The organism is Gilliamella sp. X-23, assembly GCF_057063545.1.
In genome coordinates, this window is sequence record NZ_JBXSQG010000013.1 from 1 (window position 1) to 12,521 (window position 12,521).

Genomic DNA, 12,521 nt, shown 5'->3' on the forward strand with positions numbered 1-12,521 from the left:
GATATTTCTCTCCTTTAGCTTTTGCTGATAATAACACATATGATAATGCCAACCTTGGTCGGAATGTAAAATAGGAAAATCGTCTTTTTTGAGTTTATTAATGGCTTTATCCAACATATCACCAACCCAAAAAGGCCCGATTTTCCGCCCAAAAAACGTTCAGGAAAGATATTGATTTTATTAAAGTTTTTTCTTGCTGTTTTTTACCAAAAATCACCTTATAAAAAAACAATATCACTTCCCTTGATTTGTCAAAAACAATTGAAGCGATGGATTTTGTGTTTCATTATGAAAACCATAACCCAGTTCAGTCAAATGTTCATCAAATTCACTATTACTATTTTCACTAATTTCAAACGCGGCAAGCACTCGACCATAATCGGTGCCATGGCTACGATAATGGAACATTGAAATATTCCAATTAGTGCCTAATGTTTGTAAAAATTTAAGCAAAGCGCCTTGTGATTCTGGGAATTCAAAGCTGTACACTTGCTCTTGTAGTGGTTTGCATGGTTTGCCGCCAATCATGTAGCGTACATGCAGTTTTGCCATTTCGTCTTCGGTTAGATCGACAACTGGGTAGCCTGCGGCAGTAAGCTCTTGCATGATGTCGTCTTTTTCGTTGCTTTGTGCTATTTTGATGCCGACAAAGATGTAAGCAGACTTTTCGTCATGATAGCGGTAATTAAATTCGGTCACTGAGCGCCCACCAAGAAGTTGGCAGAATTTTAAGAAGCTGCCTTTCTTTTCTGGAATTGTGACGGCTAAGAGTGCTTCGCGTTTTTCGCCAAGTTCGCAACGTTCTGATACATAGCGTAAGTTGTGGAAATTTAAGTTCGCTCCCGATAATATGTGAGCAAGGTTTTCGCCACTGATGTTGTGCTGTTCTACGTATTTTTTTAGCCCTGCTAGTGCAACAGCGCCAGATGGTTCGGCGATTGCACGGACGTCGTCAAACAGGTCTTTTACTGCGGCGCAAATTTCGTCGCTATCGACGGTAATAATATCATCAATATATTGTTGGCAAAGTCTGAATGTTTCATCGCCAATTCGTTTGACAGCCACGCCTTCGGCAAAGAGCCCGACACGCTCTAAATCAACAGGATGACCTGCATCTAATGCGGCTTTTAAGCAAGCGGAGTCTTTAGGCTCGACTGCAATGACTTTGATTGATGGCATGATTTGTTTGATTAATACCGTAACACCCGCCGCAAGTCCACCCCCGCCCACGGGTACAAAAATACGATCAAGCTTGGCGTTTTGTTGTAATAATTCCATGGCAATACTGCCTTGCCCTGCAATCACAAGCGGGTGATCAAACGGTGGAATAAAGATACGTTTTTGTTCTTTTGCCAGTTCCATGGCTTTCGCTTTGGCTTCGTCAAAATTGGCGCCATAAAGGAGTACTTCGCCACCAAAGCTTTTGACTGCTTCAACTTTGATATCGGCAGTTGTTAGTGGCATAACAATTAAAGAACTGATGCCTAATTTTGTAGCCGAAAAAGCCACTCCTTGCGCATGGTTGCCAGCCGATGCGGCAATAACGCCGCATTTGCGTTCTTCTTCACTTAAGCTGGCTATCATGGCTTGTGCTCCACGGATTTTGAAGCTGTGGACGAGTTGGCGGTCTTCGCGCTTGACAAAAATTTGGTTGTTTAATCTTGTTGAGATTTTTTCCATTTTTTCAAGTGGAGTGACTTCGGCCACGTCGTATACGGCGCTGCACAGTGTTGCCTTTAAGTAATCAGCACCGGTGAGCTTGTTATTTTGTTGTTTCACGTTAACCACCTAGTTTGCTTTTATCACGAACAGCACCTTTATCTGCACTTGTTGCTAGACTTGCGTAAGCTTTTAGTGCATAAGAGACATAGCGATCGCGATTATGAGGGGTAAAGGCTTTGTCACCACGGGCAAGTTCGGCTACGCGACGGCGTTCAAGTTCGTCTTCTGGGACTTTTAACGATAATTTGCGATTTGGAATGTCAATATCAATAATATCTCCATCGCGCACAAGACCAATTACACCACCATTTGCAGCTTCGGGTGAGATATGACCAATAGATAAGCCTGAGGATCCACCCGAAAATCTGCCATCGGTGATCAGTGCGCAGGCTTTGCCAAGCCCCATTGATTTTAAGTAGCTTGTTGGATAAAGCATCTCTTGCATTCCCGGGCCACCTTTTGGACCTTCGTAAATAATAACAACTACATCACCAGCCACAACCTTGCCCCCTAAGATGGCATCAACAGCATCTTCTTGGCTTTCAAATACTTTGGCTGGTCCTTGGAAAATTAAATTTTCAGCAGCGACCCCTGCGGTTTTAACTATTGCTCCATCTTGTGCAACATTGCCATAGAGCGTTGCCAGTCCGCCGTCTTGGCTATAGGCGTGAGCTTTATCACGTATACAGCCATTTATACGGTCATTGTCAAGTGAATCCCAATAGCAATCTTGTGAGAACGCTTTGGTGGTGCGAATTCCGGCAGGACCACTGCGATACATTTTTTTGACCGCTTCGTCGTTGGTTTGGTTGATGTCATATTGGGCAAAAGTTTCTTGCAATGATAAGCCTAGTACGTTGTGAACGTTACGGTTGAGTAGGCCGGCTTTGTCTAATTCAGACATGATTGAGACAACCCCACCTGCGCGGTGTACATCTTCCATATGGTATTGGGCAGTACTTGGTGCTACTTTGCATAGGTGTGGAACTTTGCGTGATAGTCTGTCGATATCTGACATGGTGAAGTCGATTTCGCCTTCTTGAGCTGTTGCTAGCAGATGTAAAACGGTGTTGGTTGATCCCCCCATGGCGATATCTAATGACATGGCGTTTTCATAAGCGGCTTTGGTTGCGATAGCGCGCGGTAGGTAAGATTCGTCATCATGCTCGTAATAGCGTTTGGTAATTTCAACAATACGTTTTGCCGCTTGTAAAAAGAGTTGTTCACGTTGTTTGTGGGTAGCAACTAATGAGCCATTGCCCGGTAGTGAAAGCCCTAATGCTTCTGTTAAGCAGTTCATGGAATTGGCGGTAAACATGCCAGAGCAAGATCCGCAAGTCGGGCAAGCTGATTCTTCAATCGCTTTGCTATCTTCGTCACTAACATTGGGGTTAGCACTTTGGATCATGGCATCGACCAGATCTAATTTAATAATTTGATCGGAAAGTTTGGTTTTGCCCGCTTCCATTGGGCCACCAGAAACAAAGATGGTTGGAATATTTAAGCGTAACGAGGCCATTAACATGCCGGGGGTGATTTTGTCGCAGTTTGAGATGCAGATCATAGCATCAGCACAATGCGCATTAACCATATATTCAACAGAATCTGCAATGAGTTCGCGTGATGGTAATGAGTACAGCATTCCACCATGCCCCATGGCGATGCCGTCATCAACGGCGATAGTGTTGAATTCTTTGGCAATACCACCTGATGCTTCAATTTGTTTGGCGACAAGTTGACCAATGTCTTTTAGATGGACATGTCCAGGTACGAATTGGGTAAATGAGTTGACCACCGCAATGATGGGTTTACCAAAGTCTTCATTTTTGACGCCAGTTGCACGCCATAATGCACGAGCGCCAGCCATATTTCGACCTTCGACCGAGGTTGCTGAACGATATTTAGGCATTTCTTGCTCCCAAGTTTTTATTATGCAAACGATTTAATTTTGTTTTGACAATAAATCGGTATAGTTAATTCGATGTTTAAAACAAATCCCCACTAAGCTAGTTAGTGGGGGATGATTTTTTATTTAATTGGATCTAACCAACCGTATTTATCTTCGGTTTTACCATTAAATAAACCAAAGAATGTTTGTTGAATTTGTTTGGTGATTGGACCACAGCGACCAAGGCCAATTTGAATGCGGTCAACACTACGTACTGGTGTGATTTCGGCCGCAGTGCCTGTCATAAAGACTTCGTCAGCTAAATAAAGTGATTCCCGAGACAATGTTTGTTCACGTACTTCAATGCCAATGTCGCGCGCTAGCGTTAATACTGCATCACGTGTGATGCCCGGTAGCGCAGAAGATGAAAGAACTGGCGTGTATAAGATACTGTCTTTAATGATAAATAGGTTTTCGCCAGCACCTTCAGATAGATGACCATGTACATCTAACGCAATACCTTCTTGGAAACCATTGGCCCGTGCTTCAGAACCAATTAATAATGATGATAAATAGTTACCACCGGCTTTAGCGGCTGCAGGAATGGTGTTGGATGCAACACGGTGCCATGATGAGACCATTGCATCAATACCTTGGTCTAAGGCTTCTTCACCTAGATAAGCACCCCATGGGAATGCGGCAATCATGACATCGGTTTTATAACCCTCAGGTGGGTTAACGCCCATACCCACATCACCAATAAAGACTAGTGGGCGAATATAAGCACTTTTTAAATTATTTTTTTTGATGGTTTGGCGAGTCGCTTCCATGATCTCTTCAAGCGAATAAGGTACAGGAAAACGATAAATCTTGGCAGAGTTTAATAATCGTTGTGCGTGTTCTTTGTGGCGAAAAATAGCTGGCCCTTTGTGTGTGTCATAACAACGAACTCCTTCAAATACCGATGTGCCATAATGTAAGGCGTGTGACATGACGTGTACTTTGGCATCTGCCCATGGAACCATTTCGCCATTAAACCAAATATAATCCGATTTTGCTGTAGAACTCATTTTTATTTTCCTCTTTATTTTTTATTTGATAAGCATCTATTTTGCTTTTTAAGTATCTTGCTTAATTTATTATTAAATAATAAGTTATTTTTAAAGTTTTATTATTCAATCGCGATGACATCTTCTAATTTTGCGACTTGATTTTGTAATGTTGATAACGTTCTTTCGGTGGTTAATTTTAGTGTCATTATCAATGCGTTGTTTTCAATTGTTTGCATTTGTATTGATTTGATATGCCCACCCCGATGACGGATTACACGTAATATTCGTTCTAGCGTTCCTAAGTTATCATACGCTTTTATAGTCAATTGATATTGCGTTTGTTCATTCATTGATTACTCCTTACCACTTTTATCTAGCATGTTTTCATTGGCAGCGCCGGGCGGTACTAGTGGCCATACGTTTTCTAATTCATCTATGCAGACATGTAACAGGTAAGCGCCTGTTGAGTTAAACAGGTTATCAAGCGCTGTATTAATTTGTGATTTTTTGCTGATACTTTGCCCCGGTATGTCAAACGCTTTGGCTAACATTAAAAAATCGGGGTTATCAGATAGGTCTGTTTCGCTGTATCTTTCGTTAAAAAATAGCTCTTGCCATTGGCGAACCATGCCTAGTCGCTGGTTATCAATTAATACAATTTTTATTGGTAGTTGTTTACGTTTGATGGTAGTTAATTCTTGAATATTCATCATAAAAGAACCATCGCCCGATATGCAAATAACGCAGTCATTCGGTCTTGCCATTTGCGCTCCAACAGCGGCAGGTAAACCAAATCCCATAGTACCAAGCCCACTCGATGTAATGAAGTTTTGTGGGTGAGTAAAACTCATATGTTGGGCTGTCCACATTTGGTGCTGTCCAACATCGGTTGTGATAATGGTATCGGCCGATTTACGTTCCGATAGGTTTTTTAATAATGCTGGCGCATAGATAGCCTCGCCAGGGTGATCGTAACGGGTTGGGTGCAATGCTTTTAATTCATTAATTCTTTGATGCCATGCGTTTATTGATACGGTTTGGTTTAGAAGCGGTAAGACTTGTTTTATGTCTCCTTGCAATCCTAAATGGGTTTGACGTAATTTGTTGATTTCAGCTTGGTCGATATCGATATGTAACACTTTTGCATGTCGTGCAAACTCGTTAAGGTTGCCTGTTACTCTGTCATCAAAGCGTACTCCTAAGGCGATTAATAAATCGCATTCTTGTACCGCTAAATTAGCCGCTTTGGCACCATGCATACCAATTAATCCTAAATAGTAGGGGTTGTTAAGATCAGCCACGCCAAGCCCTTTTAATGTTGATACACTTGGAATGTGTGTTAATGCCATGAACTCCCTTAGTTCTGTTATTGCGCCAGAAAGCCCAACACCACCTCCAATGTAAAGTATCGGTTTTTGGGCATGGGCGATCATTTGTTTGGCTTGGTTTATATCATCAGGTTGAATTGGATATAATTGGGTATTATCTTGAGTTGTTTTTGATAAGGATGGCGATAAATAGTGTTGGTAGTCTAGGTTTGCAAGCTGTATATCTTTGGGTATATCAATCAATATTGGCCCTGGTCTTCCTGCATTGGCTAAGTTAAATGCCTGTTCTAAGGTGTTGGGTAAGTCTTTGGCATCGTCAATTAAGTAGCTGTGTTTGGTGCAGGCTAGTGATAATCCTAATACGTCCACTTCTTGAAAGGCGTCAGTGCCAATAAGTTTAGTGGGTACTTGGCCTGTTATAGCAACAATTGGTACTGAATCAATTAAGGCATCGGCAAGCCCTGTAATGATATTTGTTGCACCTGGGCCTGATGTGGCAATACAAACGCCGATTTTTCCGGTTGCACGAGCATAGCCAATAGCCGCCATAGCCGCACCTTGTTCATGTCGGCATAGTACATGCTCAATTCCGCCATCATAAAGCGCATCGTATAAAGGCATAATTTGTCCACCGGGATATCCAAAAACGGTGGTAACGCCTTTTTCTTTTAAGGTTTTTACTATCCACTGTGTTCCTAACATTGATACCTCACTTGTTCCTTTTTGCCCATTCATTGTTCATAAAAAAACCCCCGCTTTTTGGGAGCGGGGGTTTTTGATTTATGTATGAAGATATTTTTAATTCAAAAACGCCCCCGCGTTGGAATAATGACCACGCTGACAATAATGTTGATGAGGACGATTTTGAGTGAAAACTTCATAATGTTATTATATGGTTAAATTTTTTGTTATTTTTAAAAATTATTGTTAACAAAATACTCGTTTTAAAAAAAAGTGCAACAGTTTTTTGTCGTTTTTATTATACGGTATAAATATCATATAGAAAAATTTAAAGAAAACATTTGTTTTAGTATAAAAGTTCAAGTTTTGAGGGTTGTTTTGGTGTTTTTACTGATTTAGTATATAAATAGTAAACATAAGTAATATTCAGAAATATTAAATATCTAAAACGCTAAAAGAGATATCAGTATGAAAATATTGCAACTAAGTGTTTTTGTTTTTTTAAATCTATTTTTAGTAAGTTGTGATAATGTTAAGAATCCTTCGCAAAATGTGTCTGCTACGGACTCGCAAAATAGTGATCTTGATGATGCTCAAAATTCAGTGATTGAACCAATAAAAAAAGCGTTACCAATTGATATTGATGAGCTTACTACGTTAGTAGGTATATCAAGAGATCATGATACGATTAACTATACCTATAGTGTTAAAAACACACCTGAACAAGCTCTATTATTGCCAAGCACTATTGATACTATTCGCCAAAAATTACTCAAAGCGTATTGCAAAAATAGTGATGAAATGAAAGAGCTAAAAAACGATTTTCCTGATGGTGTTAACTATCACTACGATATTAATAATAAAGAAATTATAATAATCGAATTAAAATCAACAGATTGCAAGATTGATTAGCCATTTTTTTTATTCGAGATCGCTAGCTTAGTTAATTTTAATTTGCTACACTAAATCATATAAAAAATTATGCAGTATAAATGGCTTTGATATGACTAATTTCACCAATTTCACCAAGCCCAATCAAAGTCACCTTTCATGAATTTTTAGTCTTGATTTTTAATTTATTTAAAAATTTGGAGGATGTTACCAGGTAGCTGAATTCAGTTCTAAAAATAAAAGTCCCAACCTTAAGTCATATAATTTATTAAATTTATTAATTATTTTTAATATTGATATAAGTACACATAGGAATTTGTGAGTATTAATCGATTTTATTTAAATCATATGGAAGTATCATGAAAATATAGATTAAATTAGGAGCAAATTATGCGTAAACAAATCTATAATCCACTTACAAAATATCATCATGACAAGTTCCCAAAACAAAAACAAGTTGCACCAGCTTTACAGTGCGAAATGAATCCAATTCCTGATTGCGGTGAAAAGAGTTATGAAGGTCACGGTCGCTTAGAAGGGCGTAAAATGCTTGTGACTGGTGGTGATTCCGGAATTGGGCGTGCAGCGGCGATTGCTTATGCTAAAGAAGGTGCCGATGTCGCAATCAATTATCTTCCTTTTGAACAAAAAGATGCAGAAGAAGTTGCTAAAGTTATCGAAGCCGCGGGGCGTAAAGCCGTTTTAATTCCCGGTGATCTAAGTGATGAGGCTTTTTGTAAAAAATTAGTTGATGAAGCACACCATAAATTAGGCGGATTAGATAATTTGACATTGGTTGCAGGTAAGCAAACTGCAGTTGAAGATATTATGGAGCTTACCACCGAGCAAATTAAAAAAACTTTTGAAGTGAATGTGTTTTCACTTTTTTGGGTCACTAAAGCGGCTTTAGGATATTTAAAACCGGGTTCAACAATCATTACAACTTCGTCTGTTCAGGCTTATCAACCTAGTGGTAATTTATTAGATTATGCTGCAACTAAAACAGCTATTATCGCGTTTACTCGAGGCTTAGCTAAGCAATTAGCGCAAAAGGGCATTCGTGTAAATAGTGTGGCACCAGGTCCAGTTTGGACACCACTACAAATCTGTGGAGGTCAGCCAAGTGATGTTATCCCTGAATTTGGTAAACAAACTCCACTACAAAGAGCTGGACAACCGGTTGAGCTTGCTGGCGTTTATGTGCACTTAGCGTCAGAAGAATCAAGCTATACAACTGGCGAAACCTATGGTGTTACAGGTGGTATGCATATTAACTAATTAATATTTGTTAGCGCAAAATGGCTTGACTAAGTCATTTTGCTGACAGTGCTATATTCGATTAATTTATTTTAAATAAACGGACTATGATAACTTGATTCATTGTAGTCCTATATAAAATAGAAAACCAAAAGGATAATAAAATGAAACTTTTTAAAGTGATCACTTTAGCTGTGTTGGGACTTTTTTTAGTTAATTGTGATAATTCAAAATCAACAACTAATGATATGAAACAAAAAGCGGAACAAACAGGTTCAGGAATTAGCGATAAGACCAATCAAATGGGATCAGACGCTAGCGAAAAAGCCAAACAAGTGGCCTCGGAGCTTAGCGATAAAGCTAAGCAAACAAGCGCTGCCGTTAGTGATAAAGCCAAAGATTTGTATGAACAAACAAAATCGGAAAGCGAAGAAATTATGAACAAGCTAAAAGATGGCAATTATAGTTTTGCTCAAGATTTGGTGGTTAAAGCGATTAAAACAAAATTGCCTGTAGTTATTGATCAAAACACGACTTTAGTTGATGTGTCAAAAGGTAATAATGTTATTGATTATAAATATACAGTAAAAGATATAACTAAAGATGCGTTACAAACCGAAAGCAATCAAAAAAATATACGCACTAATTTGCTTGGGATTTATTGTAGTAATAATGCCAATATGAATACACAAAGGTTAGTATTCCCTGAAGGTGCTAGTCATAGTTACTATATTAACAACGAAAAAGTCTTGACGTTAGATGTAAAACCAAGTGATTGTGGTGCTAATCAATAATGATTGATTAATGACAAGAACGTTTAATTTATTGGTAATAAAAGGGCTCTATTTGAGCCCTTTTTTATTGGTATGAGTTACATTATGGTTGGGTTTTCTTCTAGTATGTCTGACCAGTTGGTTATTAATTTAGCTAGGATTTTGATGCCTTGTTCTATTCTTTCTTCTGGTACGGTGACAAAAGCAAGTCGCATACAATTAGTTTGAATAGCATTGGCAAAAAAGGTTTCACCGGGTACAAAAGCGACTTTATGTTCAATGGCTTCGCTGAGTAGTTCAGTTGCATTAATATTTTGAGGCAATTCAACCCAAATAAACATGCCGCCTTCGGGTTTGTTCCAAGCAACTGTGGTTGGCATGTATTTTTGTAATGCCTTTAACATTGCTTGGCAGCGATGGCTATATAATTCACGGATAGTGGGGATATGGCTATCAAGAAAACCATCTTTTATCACATGGTAAGCAATACGTTGAGTTAGGCTTGGTGTATGTAGATCGGCAGCTTGTTTTAGTTGTACTAATTTGTTGATTAATTTTTCATTGGCTACGATATATCCAAGGCGTAGTCCAGGTGCTAAAATTTTCGAGAAAGATCCTAAATAGATGGTATTTTCTGGTGCTAGTTTATATAAGCTTGGTAAACGGTGACCTTGATAATCTAACTCTCCATAAGGATCATCTTCGACCAAGGTGAGGTTGTTACGAATTGCCTTTTCCGCTAATTGTTGTCGTCGCTCTAATGATAAACGACGTCCTGTAGGGTTTTGAAAGTTAGGAATGATATACATAAAATTGGCATCGGATGCAGTTTTGTCGTTAAGTTTTTCTGGAATAATGCCTTTTTCATCACTTTCTAACGAAATATACTCGGGTTCATATTGGGTAAAAGATTGTAATCCACCTAAATAGGTTGGGGTTTCAACTAGGACTTTGCTTCCTTTGTCTATCAATGCTTTACCGATAAGATCTAAGGCTTGTTGAGAACCTGTTACAATCAAAATTTGATTAGGTTTAATGTTGGTGTGATCGCGTCGAGATAAATATTCAGCTAACCAGATGCGTAACGGTGCATACCCTTCAGTTGGACCATATTGCAAAGAGCCACTCATTTCGTCAGCAGTAATAATATGGTTAAAGGCATCTTTTATTTCTTGGATCGGAAAGGTATTTGGCGAAGGTAAGCCCCCAGCAAATGAAATTACATCAGGTTGTTCGGTGATTTTTAAAATCTCACGAATAGCGGAGCTTTTTAATGCTATAGCTCGGTTAGATAGTTTCCACAACATAAATACACACCTTAATTTTTATTGATAGTTAGTTTTATTAGTTCATCACTATATCTTGACCAATATGCTTCTGTTTAAAATGGTTTGGATATCGACAATATAATAGTCACAGTATCGTTTTAATCTTCACTATAATATCAGGTGTTTAATTTGTCATTAAAACAAATTAAACAATTTAAGAGTGTTTGAGGTAGTTAATGTGTCTGGCATAAAGAAACAGGGCAATTGCCCTGTTTGTTTCTAATTTTATTCGAGTTCTTTGCCTTTTGTTTCAGGTATTAAAAAGACAAATGCAGCGGCCGATAATAAATAAGCAGCTGATAGTAAAGCTAATGCGTAGCTAATTGAGTAAACGGTGGCTAAATAAGCAATTAGTACTTGTGATGCACCGGCAATGCCTCGACCGACATTAAAAATAATATTTTCAGCACTTGAACGAGCATCTGTTGGGTAATGTTCAGCAAGTAATGCGCCATATCCGCCCATCATGCCATTGACAAAAAAGCCAATTACTGAGCCAAAGATAATTAATATAAACATATCGGTTTGATGAAAATAGAACCAAATTGAAACAGCCGAGATGAATAAAAAGAAGATATAAGAAGGGCGACGACCAAACTTATCACATAACCAACCAAAAATTAGAATTCCTAATGACATACCTATAGTGGTTGAAATAGTCCAAAACATGGTATTTTTAAATGGCAATTTGAGCTCAGTTGCAATCATATTTGGCATCCAAATCATGAGTCCATAAAAACCGAAGTTTTGTACTGCACAAGCGATGGTTAATCCTATTGTGGTTGCTATGGTTCTTGGGTTTTTAAATAATTTGCCAACGGCTATTTTGTTTTTGTTTTGGTCTTTTAGATTTTGCCAGATTTCTGGTTCTTTTAGACCTTTACGTGTCCATGCAACAAATAGAGCAGGTAGCACACCCATCGCAAAAGCCCAGCGCCAACCATGAATTTCGCCAATAAAGTTGACCGTTAATGCAGCTAAAATAATGCCGACTTGAAAACCTAATGCAACAATAGAGGTTGCTCTTGAGCGTTTATTTTTAGGCCAGCTTTCAGAAACTAAAGTCATTCCTATCCCAAATTCACCGCCAAGTCCAAGTCCACTTAAAAAGCGAAATATTAAAAAGCATTCGTAATTAGGTGAAATTGCACATAATCCAGTAAAAAGAGAAAATATTAAAATAGTCCATGAAAAGACTCTTACTCGACCATATTTATCGGCAAGTATACCAAATAAAATGCCACCTAATACGGCGCCAAGTAAGGTTACTGAGGTTAAAGTGCCTAAATCTGTTTTTGTTAAGTTGAAGCTGACTGAAATTAGACTAAAACACACACCTAAAATCATCATATCCATGCCATCTAGTGCGTAACCAACGGTGGATGCAAATAGAGTTCTTTTTTGATATGGGGTTGTGCATTTGCTTTCACTTTCTGCTTGCAGGGCTGCGTTTGCTTCGGTTTTCATGTATACCTCTAGTTTTTAAAATTAGATAGTTACTTAAAATTTCCATTTTATGATGTTTAATTTTTGATTAAACGGCGGGTAAATTAAAGCGGGGCAAGTATATCCTTAAAAGTTAAAAAAAGCCAAGCTTAAAG

Annotated in this window: 10 protein-coding genes; 3 read left to right on the forward strand and 7 right to left on the reverse strand. The window is 38.5% G+C overall.

What is annotated here, in order from left to right; all coding sequences use genetic code 11:
* Positions 1-234 precede the first annotated feature (234 nt).
* The 5 genes from ilvA to ilvG all read right to left on the reverse strand — a co-directional run bounded on the left by ilvA (position 235) and on the right by ilvG (position 6,692).
* A complete protein-coding gene (gene ilvA, locus ACYH9I_RS09030; RefSeq protein ID WP_483560430.1) occupies positions 235-1,779 on the reverse strand; it encodes a threonine ammonia-lyase, biosynthetic in 1,545 nt (514 codons plus the stop codon).
* A 1-nt stretch (position 1,780) separates the two neighbouring features.
* Positions 1,781-3,631, reverse strand: a complete 1,851-nt coding sequence (ilvD, locus tag ACYH9I_RS09035; protein WP_483560431.1) for a dihydroxy-acid dehydratase — start codon at positions 3,629-3,631, stop codon at positions 1,781-1,783.
* Between the two features lie 119 nt (positions 3,632-3,750).
* A complete protein-coding gene (locus tag ACYH9I_RS09040) occupies positions 3,751-4,680 on the reverse strand; it encodes a branched-chain amino acid transaminase (protein ID WP_483560432.1) in 930 nt (309 codons plus the stop codon).
* A gap of 101 nt (positions 4,681-4,781) precedes the next feature.
* Positions 4,782-5,012: an acetolactate synthase 2 small subunit gene (gene ilvM / locus ACYH9I_RS09045; protein WP_483560433.1), complete on the reverse strand. Its 231-nt coding sequence runs from the start codon at positions 5,010-5,012 to the stop codon at positions 4,782-4,784.
* 3 nt (positions 5,013-5,015) lie between these two features.
* Positions 5,016-6,692, reverse strand: coding sequence for an acetolactate synthase 2 catalytic subunit (gene ilvG, locus ACYH9I_RS09050; RefSeq protein WP_483560434.1), 1,677 nt, complete (start codon positions 6,690-6,692; stop codon positions 5,016-5,018).
* A 447-nt stretch (positions 6,693-7,139) separates the two neighbouring features.
* Between ilvG and ACYH9I_RS09055 the strand changes: the two genes are divergently transcribed.
* From ACYH9I_RS09055 to ACYH9I_RS09065, 3 genes are all read left to right on the forward strand, one after another.
* Complete coding sequence (locus tag ACYH9I_RS09055; RefSeq protein WP_483560435.1) at positions 7,140-7,583, forward strand: hypothetical protein; 444 nt, start codon at positions 7,140-7,142, stop codon at positions 7,581-7,583.
* Between the two features lie 369 nt (positions 7,584-7,952).
* The gene (locus tag ACYH9I_RS09060) at positions 7,953-8,840 is read left to right on the forward strand and encodes an SDR family oxidoreductase (protein ID WP_483560436.1); all 888 of its coding nucleotides are present in this window, start codon (positions 7,953-7,955) and stop codon (positions 8,838-8,840) included.
* Positions 8,841-8,983: 143 nt separating this feature from the next.
* On the forward strand, positions 8,984-9,613 hold the full coding sequence (locus ACYH9I_RS09065; protein ID WP_483560437.1) for a hypothetical protein: 630 nt from the start codon (positions 8,984-8,986) through the stop codon (positions 9,611-9,613).
* 77 nt (positions 9,614-9,690) lie between these two features.
* On the opposite strand, the gene ACYH9I_RS09070 is transcribed toward ACYH9I_RS09065, so the two are convergent.
* Together ACYH9I_RS09070 and ACYH9I_RS09075 are read right to left on the reverse strand one after the other, a co-directional pair.
* A complete protein-coding gene (locus ACYH9I_RS09070) occupies positions 9,691-10,899 on the reverse strand; it encodes an aminotransferase-like domain-containing protein (RefSeq protein ID WP_483560438.1) in 1,209 nt (402 codons plus the stop codon).
* Between the two features lie 246 nt (positions 10,900-11,145).
* The gene (locus tag ACYH9I_RS09075; RefSeq protein WP_483560439.1) at positions 11,146-12,387 is read right to left on the reverse strand and encodes an MFS transporter; all 1,242 of its coding nucleotides are present in this window, start codon (positions 12,385-12,387) and stop codon (positions 11,146-11,148) included.
* Between the last annotated feature and the right edge of the window lie 134 nt (positions 12,388-12,521).

Bases quoted from the DNA above. Each gene is read 5' to 3' on its own strand.
- ACYH9I_RS09070 (WP_483560438.1), bottom strand. From the start codon at position 10,899: ATGTTGTGGAAACTATCTAACCGAGCTATAGCATTAAAAAGCTCCGCT.
- ACYH9I_RS09060 (WP_483560436.1), top strand. From the start codon at position 7,953: ATGCGTAAACAAATCTATAATCCACTTACAAAATATCATCATGACAAG.
- ilvD (WP_483560431.1), bottom strand. From the start codon at position 3,631: ATGCCTAAATATCGTTCAGCAACCTCGGTCGAAGGTCGAAATATGGCT.
- ACYH9I_RS09055 (WP_483560435.1), top strand. From the start codon at position 7,140: ATGAAAATATTGCAACTAAGTGTTTTTGTTTTTTTAAATCTATTTTTA.
- ACYH9I_RS09075 (WP_483560439.1), bottom strand. From the start codon at position 12,387: ATGAAAACCGAAGCAAACGCAGCCCTGCAAGCAGAAAGTGAAAGCAAA.
- ilvG (WP_483560434.1), bottom strand. From the start codon at position 6,692: ATGTTAGGAACACAGTGGATAGTAAAAACCTTAAAAGAAAAAGGCGTT.
- ACYH9I_RS09065 (WP_483560437.1), top strand. From the start codon at position 8,984: ATGAAACTTTTTAAAGTGATCACTTTAGCTGTGTTGGGACTTTTTTTA.
- ACYH9I_RS09040 (WP_483560432.1), bottom strand. From the start codon at position 4,680: ATGAGTTCTACAGCAAAATCGGATTATATTTGGTTTAATGGCGAAATG.
- ilvM (WP_483560433.1), bottom strand. From the start codon at position 5,012: ATGAATGAACAAACGCAATATCAATTGACTATAAAAGCGTATGATAAC.